Annotated in this window: 21 protein-coding genes and 3 tRNA genes; 14 read left to right on the top strand and 10 right to left on the bottom strand. The window is 71.1% G+C overall.

Annotated elements, in window-relative coordinates:
- The first annotated feature begins 191 nt into the window (after positions 1 to 191).
- The 3 genes from ACZ32T_RS35410 (at position 192) to ACZ32T_RS35400 (ending at position 4,542) form a co-directional block, all read left to right on the top strand.
- Entirely contained in the window at positions 192 to 1,781 is a 1,590-nt protein-coding gene (locus tag ACZ32T_RS35410; RefSeq protein WP_467371505.1) for a M48 family metalloprotease, read from the top strand.
- Positions 1,782 to 2,000: 219 nt separating this feature from the next.
- Positions 2,001 to 3,464, top strand: a complete 1,464-nt coding sequence (locus ACZ32T_RS35405; protein WP_467273092.1) for a N,N-dimethylformamidase beta subunit family domain-containing protein — start codon at positions 2,001 to 2,003, stop codon at positions 3,462 to 3,464.
- A 151-nt stretch (positions 3,465 to 3,615) separates the two neighbouring features.
- The gene (locus ACZ32T_RS35400) at positions 3,616 to 4,542 is read left to right on the top strand and encodes a phosphoribosylaminoimidazolesuccinocarboxamide synthase (RefSeq protein WP_467273126.1); all 927 of its coding nucleotides are present in this window, start codon (positions 3,616 to 3,618) and stop codon (positions 4,540 to 4,542) included.
- A gap of 41 nt (positions 4,543 to 4,583) precedes the next feature.
- Here the strand turns inward: ACZ32T_RS35400 and ACZ32T_RS35395 are convergent.
- The 6 genes from ACZ32T_RS35395 to ACZ32T_RS35370 all read right to left on the bottom strand — a co-directional run bounded on the left by ACZ32T_RS35395 (position 4,584) and on the right by ACZ32T_RS35370 (position 7,437).
- Positions 4,584 to 4,659, bottom strand: a tRNA-Gly gene (locus ACZ32T_RS35395).
- A 22-nt stretch (positions 4,660 to 4,681) separates the two neighbouring features.
- Entirely contained in the window at positions 4,682 to 5,305 is a 624-nt protein-coding gene (locus ACZ32T_RS35390; protein WP_467273091.1) for a response regulator, read from the bottom strand.
- Positions 5,302 to 6,561 carry a sensor histidine kinase gene (locus tag ACZ32T_RS35385; protein WP_467371503.1) on the bottom strand — a complete coding sequence of 420 codons (1,260 nt, stop codon included), beginning with the start codon at positions 6,559 to 6,561 and terminating at the stop codon, positions 5,302 to 5,304. The genes ACZ32T_RS35390 and ACZ32T_RS35385 overlap by 4 nt, the downstream gene beginning before the upstream one ends.
- Positions 6,562 to 6,725: 164 nt before the next feature.
- A tRNA-Gly gene (locus tag ACZ32T_RS35380) sits at positions 6,726 to 6,798 on the bottom strand.
- 79 nt (positions 6,799 to 6,877) lie between these two features.
- Positions 6,878 to 6,949 (bottom strand) — tRNA-Gly (locus ACZ32T_RS35375).
- A 152-nt stretch (positions 6,950 to 7,101) separates the two neighbouring features.
- The gene (locus ACZ32T_RS35370; protein WP_393766233.1) at positions 7,102 to 7,437 is read right to left on the bottom strand and encodes a histone-like nucleoid-structuring protein Lsr2; all 336 of its coding nucleotides are present in this window, start codon (positions 7,435 to 7,437) and stop codon (positions 7,102 to 7,104) included.
- 384 nt (positions 7,438 to 7,821) lie between these two features.
- Between ACZ32T_RS35370 and purS the strand changes: the two genes are divergently transcribed.
- The 8 genes from purS (at position 7,822) to ACZ32T_RS35330 (ending at position 15,569) form a co-directional block, all read left to right on the top strand.
- Complete coding sequence (gene purS, locus ACZ32T_RS35365) at positions 7,822 to 8,073, top strand: phosphoribosylformylglycinamidine synthase subunit PurS (protein ID WP_033296931.1); 252 nt, start codon at positions 7,822 to 7,824, stop codon at positions 8,071 to 8,073.
- Positions 8,070 to 8,750 carry a phosphoribosylformylglycinamidine synthase subunit PurQ gene (purQ, locus tag ACZ32T_RS35360; protein WP_467273089.1) on the top strand — a complete coding sequence of 227 codons (681 nt, stop codon included), beginning with the start codon at positions 8,070 to 8,072 and terminating at the stop codon, positions 8,748 to 8,750. Before purS ends, purQ begins: the two co-directional genes overlap by 4 nt.
- Positions 8,747 to 10,996 carry a phosphoribosylformylglycinamidine synthase subunit PurL gene (gene purL / locus ACZ32T_RS35355; RefSeq protein WP_467371501.1) on the top strand — a complete coding sequence of 750 codons (2,250 nt, stop codon included), beginning with the start codon at positions 8,747 to 8,749 and terminating at the stop codon, positions 10,994 to 10,996. Before purQ ends, purL begins: the two co-directional genes overlap by 4 nt.
- 105 nt (positions 10,997 to 11,101) lie before the next feature.
- On the top strand, positions 11,102 to 11,629 hold the full coding sequence (locus ACZ32T_RS35350) for an ArsR/SmtB family transcription factor (RefSeq protein ID WP_467273087.1): 528 nt from the start codon (positions 11,102 to 11,104) through the stop codon (positions 11,627 to 11,629).
- Positions 11,630 to 11,658: 29 nt separating this feature from the next.
- Positions 11,659 to 12,483: a M23 family metallopeptidase gene (locus ACZ32T_RS35345; RefSeq protein WP_467371499.1), complete on the top strand. Its 825-nt coding sequence runs from the start codon at positions 11,659 to 11,661 to the stop codon at positions 12,481 to 12,483.
- Between the two features lie 44 nt (positions 12,484 to 12,527).
- On the top strand, positions 12,528 to 13,811 hold the full coding sequence (locus ACZ32T_RS35340) for a hypothetical protein (RefSeq protein ID WP_467371497.1): 1,284 nt from the start codon (positions 12,528 to 12,530) through the stop codon (positions 13,809 to 13,811).
- Positions 13,812 to 13,862: 51 nt separating this feature from the next.
- Positions 13,863 to 14,675, top strand: coding sequence for a maleylpyruvate isomerase family mycothiol-dependent enzyme (locus ACZ32T_RS35335; RefSeq protein WP_467371495.1), 813 nt, complete (start codon positions 13,863 to 13,865; stop codon positions 14,673 to 14,675).
- Positions 14,676 to 14,714: 39 nt separating this feature from the next.
- On the top strand, positions 14,715 to 15,569 hold the full coding sequence (locus ACZ32T_RS35330) for an META domain-containing protein (protein WP_467371510.1): 855 nt from the start codon (positions 14,715 to 14,717) through the stop codon (positions 15,567 to 15,569).
- 30 nt (positions 15,570 to 15,599) lie between these two features.
- On the opposite strand, the gene ACZ32T_RS35325 is transcribed toward ACZ32T_RS35330, so the two are convergent.
- On the bottom strand, positions 15,600 to 17,039 hold the full coding sequence (locus ACZ32T_RS35325; protein WP_467371493.1) for a sulfatase-like hydrolase/transferase: 1,440 nt from the start codon (positions 17,037 to 17,039) through the stop codon (positions 15,600 to 15,602).
- A gap of 228 nt (positions 17,040 to 17,267) precedes the next feature.
- Entirely contained in the window at positions 17,268 to 17,360 is a 93-nt protein-coding gene (locus tag ACZ32T_RS35320; RefSeq protein ID WP_356714907.1) for a putative leader peptide, read from the bottom strand.
- Between the two features lie 443 nt (positions 17,361 to 17,803).
- Here ACZ32T_RS35320 and purF point away from each other — a divergent pair, with 443 nt between their 5' ends.
- Together purF and purM are read left to right on the top strand one after the other, a co-directional pair.
- Positions 17,804 to 19,330: an amidophosphoribosyltransferase gene (purF, locus tag ACZ32T_RS35315; RefSeq protein ID WP_356714856.1), complete on the top strand. Its 1,527-nt coding sequence runs from the start codon at positions 17,804 to 17,806 to the stop codon at positions 19,328 to 19,330.
- 60 nt (positions 19,331 to 19,390) lie between these two features.
- On the top strand, positions 19,391 to 20,464 hold the full coding sequence (gene purM / locus ACZ32T_RS35310; protein WP_467273081.1) for a phosphoribosylformylglycinamidine cyclo-ligase: 1,074 nt from the start codon (positions 19,391 to 19,393) through the stop codon (positions 20,462 to 20,464).
- 158 nt (positions 20,465 to 20,622) lie between these two features.
- Here the strand turns inward: purM and ACZ32T_RS35305 are convergent, their stop codons facing one another.
- Both ACZ32T_RS35305 and ACZ32T_RS35300 read right to left on the bottom strand, forming a co-directional pair.
- Positions 20,623 to 20,880, bottom strand: coding sequence for a DUF3073 domain-containing protein (locus ACZ32T_RS35305; protein ID WP_031097368.1), 258 nt, complete (start codon positions 20,878 to 20,880; stop codon positions 20,623 to 20,625).
- A 367-nt stretch (positions 20,881 to 21,247) separates the two neighbouring features.
- Positions 21,248 to 22,339, bottom strand: a complete 1,092-nt coding sequence (locus ACZ32T_RS35300) for a Leu/Phe/Val dehydrogenase (RefSeq protein WP_467273080.1) — start codon at positions 22,337 to 22,339, stop codon at positions 21,248 to 21,250.
- Between the two features lie 177 nt (positions 22,340 to 22,516).
- Between ACZ32T_RS35300 and ACZ32T_RS35295 the strand changes: the two genes are divergently transcribed.
- A complete protein-coding gene (locus ACZ32T_RS35295; protein ID WP_467273079.1) occupies positions 22,517 to 23,359 on the top strand; it encodes a DUF8083 family protein in 843 nt (280 codons plus the stop codon).
- Positions 23,360 to 23,421 lie beyond the last annotated feature (62 nt).

Raw genomic sequence — 23,421 nt, 5'->3', positions numbered from 1 at the left:
CGAGCCGGGCGGAGCGGGTTTCAGCCGTCCGGTCCCCGCCGGCTCGACGCGTCGGGGGGGGGGCCCCCCCCCCCCCCCCCCCCCGGCCCCCCCCCCCCCCCCCCCCCCCCCCCGCGCCCCCCCCCCCCCCCCCCCCCCCCCCCCCCCCCCCCCCCACGGCCCTGGCGATCCTGCCCGCGGCCGCGGCCGTCGTGCTGCTCGTCGCGGTCGCCCAGGGGCGCATCGGCCCGGGTCTGTGGTCCACGGTCAGCTGGGCGGTGGCGGCCTGTGCCGTCGTGGTCCTGCTGACCGCCGCGGCGGTCGCCGTCGCGGTGGCGCGTGCCAGGCCGGCGGTCAGCCCGACCGTGCCCCTCACCGAGGCGGCGGCCCCCGATCTCTACCGGCTGGTCAGGGACCTCGCCGACCGGCTCGACGTCCCGGCGCCGTCGGCCGTAGCGCTGACCCCGGACTGCGACAGCTGGCTGGAGGACCGCACCCACCCCGCCGCCCAGCCGAAGGGGCCGCCCGGGTCCCGGCGCGGCCGGAGGGTCCCGGCGGCGCCCGTGCTGGTGATCGGCTCCCCGTTCCTGTGGTGGATGAGGGTGGCCGAGCTCCGGGCGGTCCTCGCCCCGGTCGTCGCGGGCACCGGGCCGTCCGCCCACCCCGACATAGCCGCCGCCCGCCGTTTCGTCCGCGGCCTGGACGCCGCGGTGGGGGACGCCGCAGCGCCCGGCCAGGGGCGTGTACGCAGGATTCCCTCGGTCTTCGTGGGGTGGATCGCCAGAGTGCTGCTGCGCGGCTGCCGCGGTCACGCGGCGGAGATGGAGCGCTGCGTCGCCGCCGCCGCGTCGGGCCGCGCCCAGGAGGTGGACCACGGGCTGCGGATCGTCGCCCAGGAGCAGGTGGGCCTGGCATACGCGGGCTGGGACCGGCTGCTGACCCGGGTCGCGCTGCCCGCCTGGCGGATGGGGCGCTGGCCCTCCCGGCTCGACGCCGGAGTCGTCTCCGCGCTCACCGAGCTCTCCCGGCGCGACCGGCTGGCGGAGGGCTTCACCTCCCGGCTGGGGGAGCGCCCCGCCTGCGATCTCATCGAGGAGCCCGGCGCGGCCGACGAGGCGGCCTCGTTGCTGGCCGCCCGGCTCTTCCACGGCGGGCCGGCCGAGCCCGGGCCCGGCTGGACGCCGGTCGACTGGCAGCAGTATCCGGACGAGGTCGTGGACCGGAAATGGCGTACGGAGGCGGCCCGCCTGCACCGGGTGCTCGACGCCATGGGAGTGGCCACCAGCGTCTCCGTGAGGGCCCCGGACGCGGCGGCCCACGGCTCGGCGGTGCCCACGCTGGCGCGGGTGATCGAGCACCTCGCCACCCCTGGCGCGGACAGTGAGGCCCTCGCGGCCGGGATCGGCGCCGCGGTCGCCCGCGACGAGGAGAAGGCGGCCCCGCACCCCAGGACCGGCGGCGGCGCCCCGGCGGACGGTACGCAGGCCGGTGCGGACACGGGCTCGCCCGACCTCTGGGGGCCCGTCCCGCTCCCGCTCTTCCCCCTGCAGCCGCCCCGTTCGGGCACGGAACTGCTCGCCGACCACGTCGTGGCGATGGTCTGCTGCGCCGCCGTGGACACGGCGGGGGCCGCGCCCGGGCTCGACTGGCTCGACGGACCCGCGCTGCTGGTCGACGGCGGCCGCAGGTCGGACCTCGGCGCCCCGGTGTCCAGCCTCGTCGAGGACGGGGACGCGGAGCCGCTGCTCTCCTGGCTCACGGCGGTAGGGGTGCGCACCGACAAACCCGTACGCCTGGGCTGAGAGGTGCGCCTGGGGCGACGGGTCACTCGAGTTGAACGGACGTCCGTCCACTTAGGTGACCAAATGCCCCAAATATCCCCCCGATACCCGGAAGATCGGACTTCGGTCACGCCAATTCGCGACGAACGGTAACGGAGTGCGTGCGTAATGTGATGTGCTGGGGGACCGCGCCGGGACCCGGCGCGGCAGACATGTCGGGGGACGAGGGAGGGGTGCGGGATGGGGGCGGAACAGATCCGGCGATGGGAATCGGGTGCCCTCGCGCATGCCGTGAGCGACCCCTTCGGGCAGGGCCCGCTGCCCTGGCTGCGAGGCAGCGAGAACTACTTCGACGACACCGGCCAGGTCGTCCCCTGGTACGCCGACCCCGACCTCGGCCGCGGCGGCGCCGGCGGCGGCACGCGGACGGCCGACGACGTGCACCAGCAGATCAAGGGGTTCGTGTCCCCCGGCGCCGCGGCGCCCGGCGAGGCGATCGACTTCCACATCACGGTGGACCCGCCCCAGCAGTTCTCCGTCGACGTCTACCGCATCGGACACTACGCGGGCGACGGCGCCGCCAAGATCACCACCAGCCCGCGTCTCTCCGGAATCGTCCAGCCGGCACCGCTGACCGCCGAGCGGACGGTCTCCTGCCATCACTGGTGGCTCTCCTGGCGGCTTCAGATCCCCAGCTACTGGTCGGTCGGGGCGTACGTCGCCGTGCTCACCACCGCCGACGGCCACCGCTCGCACGTCCCCTTCACGGTCCGCGACGACCACCCCGCGGACCTGCTGCTCCTGCTCCCGGACGTCACCTGGCAGGCCTACAACCTCTATCCGGAGGACGGCCGCACCGGCGCGAGCCTGTACCACGCGTGGGACGAGCGGGGCCGGCTGCTGGGCGAGGAGGACGCCGCGGCCACCATCTCCTTCGACCGCCCCTACGCGGGCGCCGGGCTGCCTCTCCATGTCGGCCACGCCTACGACTTCATCCGCTGGGCCGAGCGTTACGGCTACGACCTCGCGTACGCCGACGCCCGCGACCTGCACGCCGGCCGTGTGGACCCCAGCCGCTACCGAGGCCTGGTCTTCCCCGGCCACGACGAGTACTGGTCGGTGCCGATGCGCCGCACCGCCGAGCTGGCCAGGGACACCGGCACCTCGCTCGTCTTCCTCTCGGCCAACACCATGTACTGGCAGGTCGGCCTCGGCCCGTCCCCCTCCGGCGTTCCCGACCGGCTGCTCACCTGCCGCAAGCGCCGCGGCCCGGGAAAGCCCGCACTGTGGCGTGAGGTCGACCGCCCCGAGCAGCAGCTGCTCGGCATCCAGTACGCGGGCCGGGTCCCCGATCCGCACCCCCTGGTCGTGCGGAACGCGAGCCACTGGCTCTGGGAGGCCACAGGAGCGGCCGAGGGCGACGAGATCGACGGGCTGGTCGCCGGTGAGGCCGACCGCTACTTCCCGCGTACGGCGCTGCCCGAGCACGAGAGCCGCATGCTGCTCGCGCATTCCCCGTACGCCGACGGTGACGGGGCGACCCGGCACCAGGAGACCTCGCTGTACCGCGCCCCGTCGGGCGCGCTCGTCTTCGCCTCGGGCACCTTCGCCTGGTCGCCGGCACTGGACCGCCCGGGCCATGTCGACTCCCGTATCCAGCGGGCCACGGCCAATCTGCTCGACCGGATCTGCAAACGGGACTGAGAAGCGGAACCTCCACCGGCAGTCCGCCCCGCGAGCTCCCGCGCCGGCCCTCCGCGGCCCCGCCCTGTCCACGGTGCGACCCCTGGCGGCAAGGCTCCCCGGCATGCGGGACAATCGGAACGACTCCTGGATCAACCTACGCGGAGGCAGCGTGTCCGGTTTCGTAGAAAAGCCCGAGCCCGTGCAGGTGCCGGGGCTCACCCACCTGCACACCGGCAAGGTGCGCGACCTGTACCGGAACGAGGCGGGTGACCTCGTGATGGTCGCCAGCGACCGTCTGTCCGCGTACGACTGGGTCCTGCCCACCGAGATCCCGGACAAGGGCCGGGTGCTCACCCAGCTGTCGCTGTGGTGGTTCGACCAGCTCGCCGATCTCGTCCCCAACCATGTGCTGTCCACGGAGCTGCCCCCCGGCGCCCCGGCCGACTGGGCCGGCCGGACGCTGGTCTGCCGCTCGCTGCGGATGGTCCCGGTCGAGTGCGTGGCGCGCGGCTATCTGACGGGCTCCGGTCTGACGGAGTACAACGCCACCCGGACCGTCTGCGGTCTCGGTCTGCCCGAGGGCCTGGTCGACGGCTCCGAGCTCCCGGGGCCGATCTTCACCCCGGCCACGAAGGCCGCCGTCGGCGATCACGACGAGAACGTCCCCTACGAGGAGGTCGCCCGCGAGGTCGGCCCCGAGACGGCGGCCGTGCTGCGCCGGACGACGCTGGACGTCTACAGCCGTGCCCGGGACATCGCGCGTGAGCGCGGGATCATCCTCGCCGACACGAAGTTCGAGTTCGGCTTCGCCCCGGCCGCGGACGGCGGCGAGGAGCTGATCCTCGCGGACGAGGTCCTGACGCCCGACTCCTCCCGCTTCTGGCCGGCCGAGAGCTGGGAGCCGGGCAAGGCGCAGCCTTCGTACGACAAGCAGTTCGTGCGCGACTGGCTGACCTCCCCGGCCTCCGGCTGGGACCGCCACAGCGAGCAGCCGCCCCCGCCGCTGCCGCAGGAGATCGTCGACGCGACCCGGGCCAAGTACATCGACGCGTACGAGCTCCTGACCGGCATGAGCTGGCCGGGCCAGGGGGTGTGACAGCAGAAGGCCCCGGTCACGATGACCGGGGCCTTCTCATGTGGAGCGGACGACCAGGTTCGAACTGGCGACCTCAACCTTGGCAAGGTTGCGCTCTACCAACTGAGCTACGTCCGCGTGCGCCGAAGCGCGGTGCCTACTATACCCAACCTCTCCGGCGTGCGAGACGCACTGCCGCATGGCGGTTCTCGGCCCCGAGTTTGGAGACGGCCGCCGACAGGTAGTTGCGCACGGTGCCCGGCGACAGCGACGCCCGCTCCGCGATCTCCGCGACCGGCGCACCGTCCGCCGCCAGCTCCAGCACCTCCGCCTCACGAGCGGTCAGGGGGGAGTCCCCGGCGGAGATCGCGTCGGCCGCCAACTCCGGGTCCACATAACGGTTTCCGGCGTGCACCGTGCGGATGATCTCGGCCAGTCGCCGGGCGCTGACCGTCTTCGGGACGAACGCCCGGACGCCCGCCTCCAGAGCGCGTTTCAGGTGCCCGGGCCGGCCGTGGCTCGTCACGATCATGGTCTTGCAGCCGGGCAGCCCGGTCCGCAGCGATGTGGCGACCTTCACACCGTCGGCGCCCGGCATCTCCAGGTCCAGGACCGCCACATCGGGCCGGTGGGCCATCGCCATCGCGAGCGCCTCCGGCCCGGTCGCCGCCTCGGCGACCAGGACGATGTCGTCCTCCAGCGCGAGGAGGGCGGCCAGCGCGCCCCGGATCAGGTGCTCGTCGTCGGCGAGCAGGACACGGACGGGGCCCGGTGCGGATGTCATCTCTTCTCCTGCGGGGAGGGGGCGGAGTTCCGTGGCGAGGGCAGCGGGACAGCCGCGGTCAGACGGAACCGTCCGTCGTCCGTCGGCCCCGCCTCCAGCGCACCGCCGACCGCGGCCAGCCGTTCCCTGAGTCCGTGGAGCCCTGAGCCACCCCCGGGTACGACGGCCGCGCCCGGTGTCACACCGTCGTTCTCCACCACCAGACGGACCCCGTCCCGCGCGGTCTCCAGCCGGATGTCGCACCGCTGCGGATCGCCGTGCCGCAGCACGTTGGTGGCCGCCTCGCGTACGGCCCAGCCGAGAGCCGACTGCACGGGGGAGGGGAGCCGGCCGCCGTCACCGTGGACGGCGCACTCGATCCCCGCCGCCCGCAGGACCCCCTGGGCTCCCAGCAGTTCCGTACGCAGATCGGCCTCCCGGTATCCCCGTACGACGTCCCGGACCTCCTGCTGGGAGGCGCGGGCGATGCGCTGCACCTCGACCATCTGGTCCGTCGCCGCGGGCTTTCCGCGCTGCGCCAGTTCGACCGCGAGCTCGCTCTTCAGCGCGATCACCGCCAGATTCCGGCCCAGGACGTCATGCATGTCCCGTCCGAACCGCAGCCGCTCCTCGGCGACCGCCAGCCGGGTCTCGACGTCCCGGGCGTCGCGGAGCTTCTGCATGATGCCGAGCGTCCAGGCGGAGAGACGCACGGTGGTGAGGAGCAGCGCGCCACCGAAGCCCATCCCGGTCAGGGTGGTCAGGGCGAAGGACCCGGTGGCCCCGGCCAGCAGTACGCCGCCGCTGGTGCCGCCCGCTGCCACCGCGATGCACACACCGGACACCCATACGGGCACGGCGAGGACGAAGGGCGTCAGGAACGGCCATGCCACGGCACCCAGGGCCAGCCGCAGTTCGGGAAAAGTCTCGGTGCCGGCGTACCCGCCGAGTGCCAGCAGGCCGGCGGCGTTCGTGATGAACAGGACGGCCGAGAGGGCGATCAGCCGCCGCCCGACGGCTCCTCGGCCGAGATAGCTGTCGAGAGCCCGGGAGACCAACGGCACCGAGCAGACGCCCTGCGCGACAACGGTCAGGACCGTGAAGGCGATCAGGGCGACGGGTGCGTCCGAGTGCCGGACCGGGCGCGTCACCGACAGGAGCGCCACGCACACGACCATCCCCCAGACCATGGAGTGCAGGCTGCCGCGTGTGTAGAGATCGATCTTGTCGAAGCCCTCACGCCGCTGCCAGCTGCGCACCTGTGTCCGTACCCACACGGTTGTCGCTCCCCCCGTCCCCCGTGGACCCTCGCCCAAGCCTTTCGCAGGATCATGGCCGCGAGCAGTGCGCATTGTCACCGCTGCTCATGACAAACGTCATGAGCCGATAACCGAAAACGCCAAAGGCCCCGGTCGATATCGACCGGGGCCTTTGGAACAAGAGCGGACGACCAGGTTCGAACTGGCGACCTCAACCTTGGCAAGGTTGCGCTCTACCAACTGAGCTACGTCCGCATTGCCGCCACTCGGCTTTCACCGGTGGAGCGCTCACTACTCTACCTGATCCACTCAGTGGTTCGGTAAGGCAGTGCAGAGCGGGTGACAGGAATTGCACACTGCGCCTTCCCCCTGGAAGGGGGATGTTCTACTACTGAACTACACCCGCACGCTGCGTCGGACCCGGCCCTTCGGCCTTGCCCTTCGGCGTGCTCCAGACTCTAGCCGACCTGCAGGGGTGTTGTGCAAGTCGGCTCCCCGAGGTGTCGCCGCGGCCCCCGGCGCAGGCCGGAGCGGAATGGAGCATTCCGGGCGCCGCCCTCAACTCGCCGCGTTGAACGCCTCGTAGACCTTCTTGGGAATCCGGCCGCGGGCCGGCACCTCCATCCGGTGCGAGCGGGCCCAGGCGCGCACGGCCGCGGGGTCCGGCGCGAGCGAGGTGTGGTGGTACGACACCGGAGCCTTGCCGCGCTTGCCGGTATTTGTCTGCTTTCGGCCGGCCGCGACGTACGGGGCCAGCGACTTACGCAGTTTCTTTGCATTGGCGGGATTGAGGTCGATCTCGTACGACTTCCCGTCCAGGGCGAAGGTGACCGTTTCCGCCGCTTCTCCCCCGTCGATGTCGTCGGAGAGTGTGACCACGACGCGCTGAGCCACGGATATCGTCCTTTCCTGCGGCATCGTCGCGCCTGACATGCGCTGATGCCGGCCTTCCGGCGGCTGGGCGGATACGGATCGACTGCTGTCGACTGTTCCGGGGCAATCGTGCTTTCCCCCGTATTCATTTGTACAGCGGCGGGAGCCGCATTGTGAAGCCCGGCCAATTGCATCCGCGTGTTGCCGCCGTGTGTCCGCGCGCAATCCGGGTGAAGATTTTTTTCCAGGATTTTTCCCGACCGTTGTCGCCCCTGATATCCCGCCGTGATCAGGGTCGCCCGATATCTACCCGCGTAGAATTTTGGGGCAGGTAGGCTGAGAGGACCCGCGGGGATCTGGGGAACCCCTCGGAGACACAGCCGCACCACACCACCGGGAGTGCCAGTGGCACGCGTCGTAGTCGACGTCATGCTCAAGCCGGAGATCCTCGACCCGCAGGGACAGGCTGTGCAGCGCGCACTGCCCCGTCTCGGCTTCGACGGAATCGCGGACGTTCGTCAGGGAAAGCGTTTCGAGCTCGAGGTCGAGGGGCCGGTCGACGATGCCGCCCTCGCCCGTATTAACGAGATGGCCGAGACCTTCCTCGCCAACACCGTCATCGAGGACTTCACCGTCAAGGTGGAGGAGGAGAAGTGACCACCCGTATCGGCGTCGTCACTTTTCCCGGCACGCTCGACGACCAGGACAGCCTGCGGGCCGTGCGGATCGCGGGTGGAGAACCCGTATCCCTCTGGCACCGCGACAAGGACCTCCACCAGGTCGACGCGGTCATCCTGGCGGGCGGATTCAGTTACGGCGACTATCTGCGCGCCGGCGCCATCTCGCGTTTCTCGCCGGTGATGGAGACCGTGATCGAGCAGGCGAAGGCCGGCATGCCGGTCCTCGGTATCTGCAACGGCTTCCAGATCCTGACCGAGGCACACCTGCTGCCCGGGGCGATGCTGCGCAACAACCACCTCCACTTCATCTGCCGCGACCAGAAGCTGCGGGTGGAGAACGCCGAGACCGCCTGGACCACGGACTACGCGGCGGGCCAGGAGATCTCCGTACCGCTGAAGAACGTGGACGGCCGCTACACCGCCGACGAGCGCACGCTCGACGAGCTGGAGGCCGAGGGCCGCGTCGCCTTCCGTTACGCCGACGTCAACCCGAACGGCTCGCTGCGCGACATCGCCGGCATCACCAACGCCGCGGGCAACGTCGTCGGTCTGATGCCGCACCCGGAGCACGCCGTCGAGCCGCTGATCGGTACCGGTCGCACCGACGGTCTGGGTTTCTTCACCTCGATCATCAAGAAGCTGGTCAACGCATGAGCCTGGACACGGTCAAGCACGCGGCCGAAACCCCGGACGCCGGGCAGCCCTGGAAGGAGCTCGGCCTCAAGGAGGACGAGTACGCCCGGATCCGCGAGATCCTGGGCCGCCGTCCCACCGGCGCCGAGCTCGCCATGTACTCCGTGATGTGGTCCGAGCACTGCTCGTACAAGAGCAGCAAGGTCCACCTCAAGCAGTTCGGCGAGAAGGTCCCCGCCAACGACGCGATGCTCGTCGGCATCGGCGAGAACGCCGGTGTGGTCGACGTCGGCCAGGGTTACGCGGTCACCTTCAAGGTCGAGTCGCACAACCACCCCTCGTACATCGAGCCCTACCAGGGCGCGGCCACCGGCGTCGGCGGCATCGTCCGCGACATCCTGGCCATGGGCGCCCGTCCGGTCGCGGTCGTCGACCCGCTGCGCTTCGGCGCGGCCGACCACCCCGACACCCGCCGCGTCCTGCCGGGCATCGTCGCGGGCATCGGCGGTTACGGGAACTGCCTCGGCCTGCCCAACATCGGCGGCGAGGTCGTCTTCGACGCCTGCTACCAGGGCAACCCGCTCGTCAACGCCGGCTGCATCGGTGTGATGAAGCACGAGGACATCCACCTCGCCCAGGCCTCCGGCCCCGGCAACAAGGTGATCCTCTACGGCGCCCGCACCGGCGGCGACGGCATCGGCGGCGTCTCCGTGCTGGCCTCGGAGACCTTCGACGACACCAAGCCCACCAAGCGGCCCGCCGTCCAGGTCGGAGACCCGTTCCAGGAGAAGCTCCTCATCGAGTGCACCCTGGAGATCTTCAAGGAGAAGCTCGTCGCGGGCATCCAGGACCTCGGCGGCGCCGGGCTCTCCTGCGCCACGAGCGAGCTGGCCTCCGCGGGCTCCGGCGGTATGCGCGTCGAGCTGGACACCGTGCCGCTGCGCGACTCCTCCCTCTCGCCCGAGGAAATCCTCATGAGCGAGTCGCAGGAGCGCATGTGCGCGATCGTCGAGCCGCAGCACGTGGACCGCTTCATGGAGATCTGCGAGAAGTGGGACGTCATCGCCACCGTCATCGGTGAGGTGACCGAGGGCTCGCAGCTGGAGATCTTCTGGCACGGCGAGCAGATCGTGGACGTACCGCCGCGGTCCGTGGCCCACGAGGGCCCGACCTACCACCGGCCGTTCGCACGCCCCTCCTGGCAGGACGCGCTGCAGGCCGACGACGCCGGCAAGCTGGCCCGTCCGGCGAACGGCGCGGAGCTGCGCGAGCAGGTCCTGAAGCTGGTCGGCTCCCCGAATCAGGCCTCCAAGTCCTGGATCACCGACCAGTACGACCGCTTCGTGCAGGGCAACACCGTGCTGGCGATGCCCGAGGACGCCGGCATGGTCCGGATCGACGAGAAGTCGAACCTGGGTGTCGCCATGGCGACCGACGGCAACGGCCGCTACGCCAAGCTCGACCCCTACACGGGTGCGCAGCTCGCTCTGGCGGAGTCCTACCGCAACGTCGCGGCGTCCGGCGCCAAGCCGCTCGCCATCTCGGACTGCCTGAACTTCGGTTCGCCCGAGGACCCGGACGTCATGTGGCAGTTCGCCGAGGCCACCCGTGGTCTCGCGGACGGCTGCCTGGAGCTGGGCACCCCGGTGACGGGCGGCAACGTCTCGCTGTACAACCAGACCGGTGAGACGGCGATCCACCCGACGCCGGTCGTGGCCGTCCTCGGTGTGATCGACGACGTCACCCGGCGCACCCCGGTCGCGTTCGCCGAAGAGGGCCAGCTGCTCTACCTCCTGGGTGACACCCACGAGGAGTTCGGCGGTTCGGCCTGGTCCGAGGTCATCCACCAGCACCTCGGCGGCATGCCGCCGAAGGTGGACCTGGGCCGCGAGAAGCTGCTCGGCGAGATCCTGATCTCCGCCTCCCGCGACGGCATGATCGACGCGGCGCACGACCTCTCCGACGGCGGCCTGATCCAGGCGGTCACCGAGTCCTGCCTGCGGGGCGGGAAGGGTGCCCGGCTGGTCGTCCCGGACGGTCTGGACGCGTTCACCTTCCTGTTCTCGGAGTCGGCCGGCCGCGCGGTCGTCTCGGTCCCGCGCAGCGAGGAGCTCCGTTTCAACGACATGTGCGGGGCGCGGGGACTGCCCGTCGCCCGCATCGGTGTCGTGGACGGCGAGGAGATCGAGATCCAGGGTGAGTTCAGCATCCCGCTGAGCGAGCTGCGCACGGCGCACGAGGGGACCCTGGAGGGTCTGTTCGCCTAGGTTCTGCCTGTACCGAAGCCCCCGTCCGGGTCGACCGGACGGGGGCTTCGGCATTTCTTGCCGTACCTGTTGATTGAGATTACGTAATTACGTAAGGTGGAATTCATGGAGCTCGAGGAGCGCGTCGCCGAACTGGAGCGCCGACTCGCGGCGCTGGAGTCGGCTGCCGGGAGCGAGAAGCCGGAGCTGGGCGTCGGGGACTTCTGGGCGCTGGACGGGCTGAAGGAACAGCTCGGCCAGGTCGGGGACGCGGCGGCCGACGGCGGGGTGCTGTTCACGGGGGCGGTGAAGCTGCCGGCCGGTGAGCGGTACGAGTGGCAGTACGGCGCGCTCACGGTGGGGCTCCTGGGGAGCGCGGACGAGGACCGTCCCGACTGGGCGGAAGCCGCCGAGCCCCTGGCGGCGCTGGGCCACCCGATCCGGCTGCGGCTGCTCCGCGAGATCCTCGGCGGCCGCCGCACGGCCGCCGAGCTGGCCGAGCTCGACGACACGGGCACGACCGGCCAGATCTACCACCATCTGCGCCTGCTGACCGGCGCGGGCTGGCTTCACACGACGGGACGCGGGCGGTACGAGGTGCCCGGTGCCCGGGTGGTGCCGCTGCTGGTGGTGCTCACGGCCGCCCGGCCCTGAGACCTGTACGCCGAGACGGAGAGGCCCTCATGTCCGCACGCAAGGCCGCGATGGTCACGTACCGCTGCTGCTGGCTCGTGTTCGTCGCGCTGGTGCTGGCCGGCCTCTTCGCCGAGCCGCTGGTGCCCTTCGGGCTGACCTTCGTGCCCGCGGGGGCCGCGATCCTCATCGGGCTCCTGATGGGCCGCCGCAGCCGTGACGACCTGGCGAAGGACCGGCCGGCCGTCGAGGTGGGGCCGCCGGTGACGGGGCGCTGGATCGCGGTCAACAGCCCGGCCGACAAGGTCCCCAGCCACGGCACCCACGGCTACGGGCAGACCTACGCGATCGATGTCGTCGCCGAACCGGAGGAGGGCGGCCGGCCCCCCTTCCGGTGGCTGTGGCCGGTCGCCCGGCCCAACCGCGACTTCCCGGCCTTCGGAGCCCCGCTCCTCGCCGTGGCGGACGCCACGGTCGTGCACGCGAGCGACGGCCGGCGCGACCACCTCAGCCGGAACTCCGGCCCGGCCCTGGCGTATCTGATGCTGGTCGAGGCCTCCGTACGCGACATGACCGGCGCCCACGGGATCGTCGGCAACCACGTCGTGCTCGACCTCGGCGACGGGACGTACGCCGCGTACGCGCACATCCGGAAGAGCTCCCTCCAGGTGAAGGCGGGGGACGCCGTCCGGGAGGGGCAGGTGATCGCCCGCTGCGGGAACTCCGGCAATTCGACCGAACCGCATGTGCACTTCCAGCTGATGGACCACCCCGATCTCGACGTAGCACGGGGGATCCCCTTCAGCTGGCGGGGCGTCGGCGTCCCGGCCGGCGGCGAGGCGTTCACGGTCGGGGGGACTGTCGGTACCGGCTGATAGCTTGGCGATCGTCGGGCGTGGGACCGCACGGGGGGCGACGGGTGGACGATCGGGGCAGTGCGCAACAGGACGGCGCCGTCCGGGAGTGGCCCGACCGTGGGCCCTGGGGCAATGCCTTCAACAAGCTGCTGTGCGTGCTCGCCGTCGCCGGTATCGGACTCAGTGTCTGGGCCTTCGTCATGGAGTTCATCGACCTCCGTGACCGGGGGGAGAGCCGGGATCGCATCACGGCGGCGTGTGGCGGCCTCATCGACCCCGGCCCCGTCCTCGGGCTCAACGGCGGGGGGATCGACCGGGTCGAGCTCGACGACGACCACGAGATATCCACCGACGAGTCCTCCAGCGGCTGCCTCGTCTACCGGGTGGGCGATCCGGGGACGACGTACGGGCACTTCTCCATGGCACTCGAGCGCCACTCCGCGGACCCGGACGCCGAGGAGACCCGGACCGAGGTGGACGGCGAGTCCGACCGGCCGTTCCGCAGCGGCTACGACGCGGACGAGCCGGATGTCGTGGTGCGCCATGCCCTCCCGCACCCGCTGGGCGACGGCAGGCTCGGCGAGTACGACGAGTACAAGGTGACGGCCCGGGCGTTGTGCGAGAAGGGGGGCGCGGTCTCCTCCCTGGAAGCGACAGCCGTCGCCCGGTACGACGAGCCCGTCACGTCCGAGGACCGCCGCACGCTCGCCGGCCTGGCGCGTCAGGCGGTGGACCGTGCCGCCGGGAGGACGGGGTGCGGCACCGACCTGCCCGCGCTGCCCGCCACACTGGCCGAGCCGGAACAGAGCCTGGGCGCAGCGGCGAGTACGGGTGGCACCTGCGCCTGGTACCGGCGTTTCATCGCCACCGAGGGGCGGGGAAAGCTCCCCGACCGGGCCCTCGCCGCTCCGGCGGGAAAAGCGAGCGACCATGACGGCTGTGTGCTCGCGGTCGGCGAGAAGGAGACCCGCAGGCTCTGGCCGGATTACGCGAAGACCGAGGAGGACCCTCTGCGGTTGAGGGACGTGCTGAAGTACTCCCCCTGGTGGGTGAAGACCGACACGTACGTCGGCGACGAGACGAGGGGACTCGTGAGCAACGAGGTCCTGGAGCCGACAGAGCTCGCGCCGGGCGCCGCGGGCACGGACTCCGGCGGCATCTGGTGGGCGTCGTCCGTCTGCGCAGGACGGCCCGCCGTGCACGTGATGTGGCTGTCCCATCCGTACGACCGAATAGTTCCGGACCGGCTGGAAGGCCTGTTCCGGGCGTATGTCGACGACGCCACCGGGCGCCGCGGCTGCACGGACGTCGTCCTTCCCGACGCGGCGGACTTCGCGCGGAACTGAGTCCGGCGGCACACCGCTGCGCTGTCGGACCCGCCGGTTAGTCTCGCCTCCATGCCCCCGGCCAAGAAGCGCCCCCGCGCCTACGACATGTCCCGGACCAGGACCGCGGTCCTGACCCAGTTCGCCCACGTCCAGGACGCCGTCCGCGCCCTGACGCCGGAGCAGTTGGCCCTGCCCGGGCCGGGGGAGTGGACCGTGCGCGAGCTCGTGGCGCACATGACGACGGCGCTGGAGCGCGTCAGCCGGTCCATGGAGCTGCCGGAGCCGGCCGGTGGGCCCAAGCCGGAGACCGCCCTGCTGGAGTGGCCCTTCTCCACCGCCGGGCACGCCGCGGGAATCGCCGGCCACACCCGGGACCTCGCCGAGGCCCGTCCCGATCTCGGCGCGCTGTGCGAGGAGACAGCCGCCCGGTTCGCCGAACTGGTGCCCGCCGACGCCGACGCCGACGCCGGCGGCCGGTTGATGACGACCCGGGCGGGCACGATGCGGCTGGGCGACTTCCTGGTGACCCGCACCGTCGAACTCGTCGTCCACACCGACGATCTCCACCGGGCGACCGGCATCGAGATCCCGTACGACCGGCAGGCGCTCGCCGCCTGCACCCGGCTGCTCGCCGACGCGCTCGCGGACAAGGCGCCCGGCGGCTCCGTCGAGGTGCGCGTCCCGCCCTTCGCCGTCGTCCAGTGCATCGGTGGCCCCAAGCACACCCGGGGCACGCCGCCCAACGTCGTGGAGACGGACCCGCTCACCTGGATCCGGCTGGCCACCGGGCGGATGCGGTGGGCGGCCGCGCTCGAAGAGGCGCAGGTCAGTGCCAGTGGTGAGCGGGCCGACCTCGCCCCGCTGCTCCCGCTGATGGTCTGAGGGGGGAACCGGATCGACCGGTCGATCCGTCCCATGGCCATGCGCAAACAACGTATGGCTGTCAGCGCCGTTGCCGTCCTGGCCACCTTCGCCCTCGCCGCCTGCGGTACGGAGTCGGGCTCCGGAGCGGGGTCCGGGGACTCCGGGGATTCCGAGGGCGGCAGCGGCACCGTGCGACCGGGACCGTCCCTGACCGGTGTCCACTGGAACGTGACCTCCCTGACCGTCGGCGGAAAGAAGACCACCGCCCCCGCCGGCGCCCATGTCGAGATCGGTCCCGAGGGCAAGGCCACCGGCGATCTGGGCTGCAACCGCTTCACCGCCGAGGTCCGGGTCGAGGGCGACACGGTGACCGTCGGGCCGGGCACGACCACGGAAATGGGGTGCGAGAAGGATGTCCAGCAGTTCGAGAAGGCGATGGGCCGTGCCTTCAGCGGCGAGCTCAAAGCAGCGGTGGCGGACGGGAGCGACGGGAAGACCCTGACCCTGACCACCGCTCAGGGTGACTCCATCGCCCTCACCTCCGAGCCGCCGGCCCCGCTCACCGGCACCACCTGGAAGGTCACCGGACTCGTGTCCGGCAGTGTCGCCACCTCCCTGCCCGCCGGCAGCGAGAAGAAGGCGCACCTCACCTTCGGCGAGGACGGCTCGGTGGAGGGGAACCTCGGCTGCAACTCCTTCCACGGCAAGGCGGCGGTCTCCGGCTCCACCCTCACCTTCGGCCCGCTCTCCTCCACCCGGAAGATGTGCGCCGACCCGGAGATGGAGCTGGAGCGCGCGCTGCAGGCAGTGCTGGAGGGGAGGACGACGTACGAGATCGATCACCGCTCCCTGTCGATCGAGGGCAAGGGCGGCAAGGGACTCGACGCGACCGCCCCGGCGGCCGAGGGCTGACCGGCCGGGGCGGTACCACCGGACGGGACCTCAGGAGCCGGTCGGATACGGGAGCAGGCCGGAGTCCGTCCTCTCCCACGACGCCCGCAGCGCGGCCAGTCGCTCCGGTTCGGCCGCCGCGCGGTCGGCCTGTTCGCGCCGGTCGTCGGCCAGGTTGAACAGCTGGTCGGTCCCGCCCTTCCCCCTGTAGTACTTCCAGTCCCCGCGCCGCAGCGCCCGCTCACCGCGCACCCGCCAGAACAGGTCGCGCTCCTTCGGCGTCTCGTCGCGCAGCAGATAGCCGGCGAGGCTGACGCCGTCCAGCGGGTGGGCGGGGTCCGGCCGTGCGCCGCCGAGCTCCAGCAGGGTCGCCGTCCAGTCGGGCGAGAACACCGGGAGATCGCTGACCTGGTGACCGTCGATCCGGGCGGGCCAGCGCAGAACCGAGGGGACGCGGATTCCGCCCTCCTGGAGGGAGCTCTTGCTGCCGGACAGCGGCCAGTTGTAGGAGAACCGCTCGCCCCCGTTGTCGCTGGCGAAGAAGACCAGGGTGTCCTCCTCCTGCCCCGACCGCTCCAGCGCCTTCAGCACCTCGCCGACGGAGCGGTCCAGGTCCTCGACCATCTCCGTGTACTTCTCGACCGAGCCGCCGTCGGCGTTCCGGAGGGCGCCCCGGTCGCCGGCCTTGATCCGGCGGACGATCCCTGCGGAGGCCTCCGTGTCGCCGTCGGCGATCCACGGCCAGTGCGGGGTGGTGAAGTTCAGGTTGAGGAGCCACGGCTTGTCGTGATCGCGCTGCACGTACTCGCTCGCGCGCTCGGTGAGGATCCGGGTGTAGTAGCGCAGGTCCTTGTATGCGGCGTCACCCTCGTACAGGTCGTACTCGCCGGCCAGACCGAGCTTCGAGTAGTACTCCAGGGCACCCCCGAAGTTGCCGAAGAACTCGTCCCAGCCCGACCTGGTGGGGCTGTGGTCCGGCAGGTAGCCGCAGTGCCACTTGCCGATCAGGGCGGTCGAGTAGCCGACGCCGCGCAGCAGGGAGGCCAGGGTCGGGTGGGTGGGCTCCAGCCCCACGGACCTGTCGGCTATGGGTTCCGCGAGTCCGCCCTTCGTACGCCCCGGATAGCGCCCCGTGTAGAGGCTGAACCGGGTGGGCGAGCAGGTGGCGGAGCCGGAGTAGGAGTCCGTGAAGCGCACGCCCTGCCGCCCGAGCCTGTCCAGGTGGGGGGTGCGGATGTGCGGAGCGCCGTACGAGGAGAGGTCGGCCCAGCCGAGGTCGTCGCCGAGGATGAACAGGATGTTGGGCCGGCGCGCGTGCCTGCCGCGTGCGGCGCGGAACGGCCGCTCCCGCGTCACGCCGTCGGAGGCGGCGGCCTGGGTCCCGACGGCGACGGTCGCGGCGGTAGCGCCCACGGCGGTGGTGAAGGCACGTCGGCTCAGCGGCGAGCCGGAATGCTTACTCGTACTTGTACTCGAATCACGTGAAGTCATGGGGTCTCCGGAGCCGACCCGCGCGCCACCGAGGAAGGGCGCGCGAGGGAGTGGGTGCGGTGATCCGCCGGAAAGGAGCACGGGCGGGCATACCCGGGCATGACGGACAGCGCTCGGGAAGAGGGGGATTGCGGGCAGGCGCCCCGGAGTTCGGGACGGCGGCCCTGTGAGGGAAATGCCTACGGAAGCCCTACGGAAGCCCTATGAACGGCCCCGGGCGCGGCAGGCTCAGGCGCAGCGACAGATGGCGCTCGCGACACGTCCCAGATCGACGTGGCGGCGCTCCACGAGTGTGACCGACTGATCACCGAGGGGCTGCATGGGGAAGGAGCCTGCCCAACGGGCCATGGGCCTGTCAACGGGGGTCTCGTCCTGCGGACACCTGTCCGATGAGCCGCAGCGCACGGTCGGTGGGCGCTGACCGGGACCGCCAGGTGTGAGGCTCGCCACGAAACGAGCGTTCGGCCACCGCCTGCCACACGGGGTGTCCCGGTTCACCGAGCGCCACGACGAAGGTGGAGCCGGGACGGAACGGCCGAGCCGGCCGACCCGCCGGTAACAGCCGTCCATCCCGGGCGTCGGCGGGCCACGGGTCCGTCGGAGCCGGAGCGGAGGCGGAACGACGACACGGCCACGATCACCCCGAGTGATCGCTCGGTGCCTGCCCGGACGCCTGCGGGAAGGCCCCCGCAGCCCCGCCCGTGGCTCCGGCCGGACGGCCACCCAATTCGGACCGGTGGTCGATCTCGCCTACACTCGGTGGCGTGCCTCGTGGTGATGGACGACTCAACCACGACCTGCTCCCCGGAGAGAAAGGCCCCCAGGACGCTTGCGGCGTCTTCGGTGTCTGGGCTCCGGGCGAAGAGGTCGCCAAGCTCACCTATTTCGGACTGTATGCCCTGCAGCACCGTGGACAGGAGTCCGCGGGCATCGCAGTGAGCAACGGGTCCCAGATCCTGGTCTTCAAGGACATGGGACTGGTCTCGCAGGTCTTCGACGAAACGTCTCTGGGATCGCTCCAGGGCCATATCGCGGTCGGTCATGCCCGCTACTCCACCACCGGTGCCTCGGTGTGGGAGAACGCGCAGCCGACGTTCCGTGCCACCGCGCACGGCTCGATCGCCCTGGGTCACAACGGCAACCTGGTCAACACGGCCCAGCTCGCGGAGATGGTCGCCGACCTCCCCCGCAAGGACGGCCGCGCCACCCAGGTCGCCGCGACCAACGACACCGATCTGGTGACCGCGCTGCTCGCGGGCCAGAGAGACGACGACGACAAGCCGCTCACCATCGAGGAGGCCGCCGCAAAGGTGCTCCCCGAGGTCAAGGGCGCCTTCTCGCTCGTCTACATGGACGAGCACACGCTCTACGCGGCCCGCGACCCGCAGGGCATCCGCCCGCTGGTCCTCGGCCGGCTCGAGCGTGGCTGGGTGGTGGCCTCCGAGTCCGCCGCCCTCGACATCTGCGGTGCCAGCTATGTCCGGGAGATCGAGCCGGGCGAGCTCGTCGCCATCGACGAGAACGGCCTCCGCAGCACCCGCTTCGCAGAAGCGAAGCCCAAGGGCTGTGTCTTCGAGTACGTCTACCTGGCCCGCCCCGACACCGACATCGCGGGGCGGAACGTCTACCTCTCCCGGGTCGAGATGGGCCGGAAGCTGGCGGCCGAGGCCCCCGTCGAGGCCGATCTGGTCATAGCGACGCCCGAATCCGGAACCCCCGCGGCCATCGGCTACGCCGAGGCGAGCGGAATTCCGTTCGGATCCGGTCTGGTCAAGAACGCCTACGTCGGCCGGACCTTCATCCAGCCTTCCCAGACGATCCGCCAGTTGGGCATCAGGCTCAAGCTCAACCCCCTCAAGGAAGTCATCAAGGGCAAGCGCCTGGTGGTCGTCGACGACTCGATCGTCCGCGGCAACACCCAGCGCGCCCTGGTGAGGATGCTCCGCGAGGCGGGCGCCGCCGAGATCCACATCCGGATCTCCTCCCCGCCCGTGAAGTGGCCGTGCTTCTTCGGCATCGACTTCGCGACGCGCGCCGAGCTGATCGCCAACGGCATGTCCGTGGACGAGATCGCCACCTCGATGGGTGCCGACTCCCTCTCGTACATCTCGCTCGACGCGATGGTCGAGGCCACGACGATCGCCAAGCCGAATCTCTGCCGCGCCTGCTTCGACGGCGAATACCCGATGGAGCTTCCGGACCCGGAGCTGCTCGGCAAGCAGCTGCTGGAGACCGAGCTGGCGGCCGGTCCCGCCGCGACCGCGGCGGCCGACGCACTGCGTCGTCCGTGACCCGGACCGACCGGCTGCCTCCCCACCAGCCCCGTATTCCCACACGAAAGATCCCGGGCCATGTCTGAGACAACAGGTGCTTCCTACGCTGCGGCGGGCGTCGACATCGAAGCCGGTGACCGCGCCGTCGAGCTGATGAAGGAGTGGGTGAAGAAGACGCAGCGCCCCGAGGTCGCGGGCCTCGGCGGCCTCGGCGGATTCGCCGGCCTCTTCGACGCCTCGGCGCTCAAGCGTTACGAGCGCCCGCTGCTCGCCTCCGCCACCGACGGCGTCGGCACGAAGGTCGACCTGGCCCGGCAGATGGGCGTGTACGACACCATCGGCCACGACCTCGTCGGCATGGTCGTCGACGACCTGGTCGTCTGCGGCGCCGAGCCGCTCTTCATGACCGACTACATCTGTGTCGGCAAGGTGCATCCCGAGCGTGTCGCGGCCATCGTGAAGGGCATCGCCGAGGGCTGTGTCCTGGCCGGCTGCGCCCTGGTCGGCGGCGAGACGGCCGAGCACCCGGGCCTGCTGGGTCCCGACGACTTCGACGTCGCCGGTGCCGGGACGGGCGTGGTCGAGGCCGACAGGCTGCTGGGTCCGGACCGTATCCGTAAGGGTGACGCCGTGATCGCGATGGCCTCTTCCGGTCTTCACTCGAACGGGTACTCGCTCGTGCGCCACGTGGTCTTCGACCGGGCGGGCTGGACCCTGGACCGTGAGGTCGAGGAGTTCGGCAGGACACTCGGTGAGGAGCTCCTGGAGCCCACCAGGATCTACTCCCTGGACTGCCTGGCGCTGACCCGCACGACCGAGGTGCACGGCTTCAGCCACGTCACCGGGGGTGGCCTGGCCAACAACCTGGCCCGGGTGATCCCGGACGGCCTGCACGCCACGGTCGACCGGTCCACCTGGGCGCCCGGTGCGGTCTTCGACCTGGTCGGCAAGGCCGGGAAGGTCGAGCAGCTGGAGCTGGAGAAGACGCTCAACATGGGCGTCGGCATGATCGCGGTCGTCCCCGCCGACTCGGTGGACGCGGCGCTGACGACGCTGGCCGACCGGGGTGTCGACTCCTGGGTCGCCGGCGAGATCACCGAGCGCGGCGGCCACGCCACGGGTGCCGAGCTCACAGGAAGCTACGCACGGTAGTACGCGCCGTCACCGCCGGTCCGGCGCACCACCGGACCGGCGGGGCCGCGGCGAGCCGGTCACGGGGAACTGCGCGCACCGACCGCACCGATCGGTGCCGGGACAGCACAGAACCCGGTCCGGGCAGGCCCGGACCGGGTTGATGTGTCAGCGCGAGGTCAAGCGCCGCGGCGCTGTGACGACGGACCGGACTGGCCGTCCTCGTCCGCGTCCTCGTCGTCGTTGTACAGATCCGCGTACTGTGCGTACGGGTCATCTTCCTCGTCGTCGTCCTCGAACGGCTCGGCGTTCGGTGGCTGACTCGAAGGCGATGCGCCCAGCTCATTGGCCAGACGCGACAGGTCTGTCCCGCCGCTGCTGTACTTCAGCTGGCGGGCGACCTTGGTCTGCTTGGCCTTTGCCCGGCCGCGCCCCATGGCTCGACCCCCTCGGTGACGGGGCTCGACGGCCCCAGAGTCTTGACACGCGTTCATGTTTCAGGACGGACTCTCAGTGGAGAGACCGCGCCCGTGGCTTTAACGGTACCTGCTTCCTCGGCCATACGGTACGCCGCCCGCATCACGCACCTCGGTGCAGGACCGCAGAGGAGCCCGTCCTCGCTGGTCAACCCCGATTTTAACCTCTTGTGGACGGCCGACCCGCCGACCGGAGTGAGTCTTGTCTCCCCGGAGCCCGACCGACTGATCCCGGAGCCCGGTCGGCGGTTCCGCCGTCCGCAGTGCGCCTCCGTCACCGGACCTTCCGCACTGTCCGGTGACGGCTGCTCGGCTCCGGGGTTACGGATCAGCGACGCCGGGCGTCCGCCATCCGCTGTTCGGCGATCCGGTCGGCCGCCGCGGCCGGCGGGATCCCGTCTTCCTTCGCACGTGCGAATATGGCCAGCGTGGTGTCGAAGATCTTCGTGGCTTTCGCCTTGCACCGGTCGAAGTCGAAACCGTGGAGCTCGTCGGCGACCTGGATCACGCCGCCGGCGTTCACCACGTAATCCGGTGCGTACAGAACCGATCGGTCGGCAAGGTCCTTCTCGACGCCCGGGTGCGCGAGCTGGTTGTTGGCCGCGCCGCACACCACCTTGGCGGTGAGCACGGGAACGCTGTCGTCGTCGAGCGCGCCGCCGAGCGCGCAGGGGGCGTAGATGTCGAGCCCCTCCGTGCGGATCAGCGCGTCCGTGTCCACGGCCACGGCGACCTCGGGGTGCAGGTCGGTGATCCGGCGTACGGACTCCTCGCGCACATCGGTCACGACGACCTCGGCGCCGTCGCTCAGCAGGTGCTCGACCAGGTGGCGGCCGACCTTGCCGACGCCCGCGACACCGACCTTGCGGCCGCGCAGCGTGGGGTCGCCCCAGAGGTGCTGCGCGGAGGCCCGCATGCCCTGGAAGACGCCGAACGCGGTGAGGACGGAGGAGTCGCCCGCGCCGCCGTTCTCGGGGGAGCGGCCGGTGGTCCAGCGGCACTCCCGGGCGACGACGTCCATGTCGGCGACGTACGTGCCCACATCACAGGCGGTCACATACCGGCCGCCGAGCGAGGCCACGAACCGTCCGTAGGCCAGGAGAAGTTCCTCGGACTTGATCCGGTCGGGATCGCCGATGATGACGGCCTTGCCGCCGCCGTGGTCGAGGCCGGCCATGGCGTTCTTGTACGACATGCCGCGCGACAGGTTCAGCGCGTCGGCGACGGCCTCCGCCTCGGAGGCGTACGGGTAGAAGCGGGTCCCGCCGAGGGCCGGGCCCAGGGCGGTGGAGTGGAGGGCGATGACGGCCTTGAGGCCGCTGGCACGGTCCTGGCAGATGACGACCTGCTCATGACCCCCCTGGTCCGAGTGGAACAGGGTGTGCAGCACGTCGACAGGCACGCCGGTCACATCGGTCACTGTGGTGACTCCCAAGTACGAAGCGGCGGAAGACCCTCCTGAAGGTGGGGAGGGCCCCGGACCGACCGCGACGGGACGGTCCGGCTGGGCAAGAGCGTAAGTCCTCGTGACACGTAGATCTGTTCCCGTGCCCGGGATCACCCCCCGGTGGAGTACCGGCGTGACACGATTTACCGCATGTCGGTGGTGTCTTCGGTGCTCATCCCATACGCGTCCTACCTGCGGGTGTACGAACCGCTCGCCGCCTTCCGCGAACCCGAACGGGGTCACTGGACGCGTTACGCGCGGCGCTCCGAGCTCCCCACGGCCCAGGACGAACTGCGCCGCTCGCTCGCCGACTTGGTTCCCACCCCTCCGGTGGCCGTCCCGGTGCACGAGAGCGCGGACGCCTTCGTCGCGCTGGTCGACGGCGTGGTCTGTGTCTGTCCCTGGCGGACCCGGATGCGCGGCTGGATGGCGATGAGCGAACTGGGGGGTCTGTTTCCGGCCACAGTGCTGGACGCGGTCCTGCCCCCGGTGGTGCGGGGGCAGGCGGCGGCGGACTACGAGCGGTGGGCCGAGCGGAATCCCGACGCCCGCCCCTGGATCCGGACCACGGTGTGGCACGTCCCGGTGCGCTGGTTCGTGCTGTTCGAGGACGAGGAGCGGGAGTACCTGACGGCGGGCGCGGCCGGGGACCGGCTGCTGCGGTACAGGACCCCGATGGTGCAGGCACGCCGCCGGCTGGCGAGGGCGCTGCGGACGCTGCGGGAGACCGTCGACGAGGGGCCGCTGACCGAGGGGCTGGTGGAGGTGGGGCGCTGGCTGGAGGAGTTCCATCCGCGCGCCATGGTCGAGCTGGACTACGGCGGTCTGGTCCACGCGCTGAGCGGCGAACAGCTCGCCGCTGACCGGTCGGCCGCGGATGTGGCCGAGGGCATCGCGGCGCTGCGGTCCGGGGACAGCGACGCGGCGGGTGTCGCGTACGGACGTCTCGCCGACCGCTGGCGAGCGGTACGTGACCTACAATCCTCCAACTAGCCCGAAGCGGTGTGAATGGGATCGCACCGTCGCATAGAGGGGCTATCCGCAGGGAAGAGACA

The sequence above is a fragment of the Streptomyces sp. NPDC023573 genome, assembly GCF_055559735.1.
The sequence above is the reverse complement of the archived record's forward strand: the minus strand, read 5'-3'. Positions and strand labels throughout refer to the sequence as shown.

Bases quoted from the DNA above. Each gene is read 5' to 3' on its own strand.
- ACZ32T_RS35405 (WP_467273092.1), top strand. From the start codon at position 2,001: ATGGGGGCGGAACAGATCCGGCGATGGGAATCGGGTGCCCTCGCGCAT.
- purL (WP_467371501.1), top strand. From the start codon at position 8,747: ATGAGCCTGGACACGGTCAAGCACGCGGCCGAAACCCCGGACGCCGGG.
- purM (WP_467273081.1), top strand. From the start codon at position 19,391: ATGTCTGAGACAACAGGTGCTTCCTACGCTGCGGCGGGCGTCGACATC.
- ACZ32T_RS35330 (WP_467371510.1), top strand. From the start codon at position 14,715: ATGCGCAAACAACGTATGGCTGTCAGCGCCGTTGCCGTCCTGGCCACC.
- ACZ32T_RS35335 (WP_467371495.1), top strand. From the start codon at position 13,863: ATGCCCCCGGCCAAGAAGCGCCCCCGCGCCTACGACATGTCCCGGACC.
- ACZ32T_RS35390 (WP_467273091.1), bottom strand. From the start codon at position 5,305: ATGACATCCGCACCGGGCCCCGTCCGTGTCCTGCTCGCCGACGACGAG.
- ACZ32T_RS35350 (WP_467273087.1), top strand. From the start codon at position 11,102: ATGGAGCTCGAGGAGCGCGTCGCCGAACTGGAGCGCCGACTCGCGGCG.
- ACZ32T_RS35345 (WP_467371499.1), top strand. From the start codon at position 11,659: ATGTCCGCACGCAAGGCCGCGATGGTCACGTACCGCTGCTGCTGGCTC.
- ACZ32T_RS35325 (WP_467371493.1), bottom strand. From the start codon at position 17,039: ATGACTTCACGTGATTCGAGTACAAGTACGAGTAAGCATTCCGGCTCG.
- ACZ32T_RS35305 (WP_031097368.1), bottom strand. From the start codon at position 20,880: ATGGGGCGCGGCCGGGCAAAGGCCAAGCAGACCAAGGTCGCCCGCCAG.
- ACZ32T_RS35295 (WP_467273079.1), top strand. From the start codon at position 22,517: ATGTCGGTGGTGTCTTCGGTGCTCATCCCATACGCGTCCTACCTGCGG.
- ACZ32T_RS35320 (WP_356714907.1), bottom strand. From the start codon at position 17,360: ATGCAGCCCCTCGGTGATCAGTCGGTCACACTCGTGGAGCGCCGCCAC.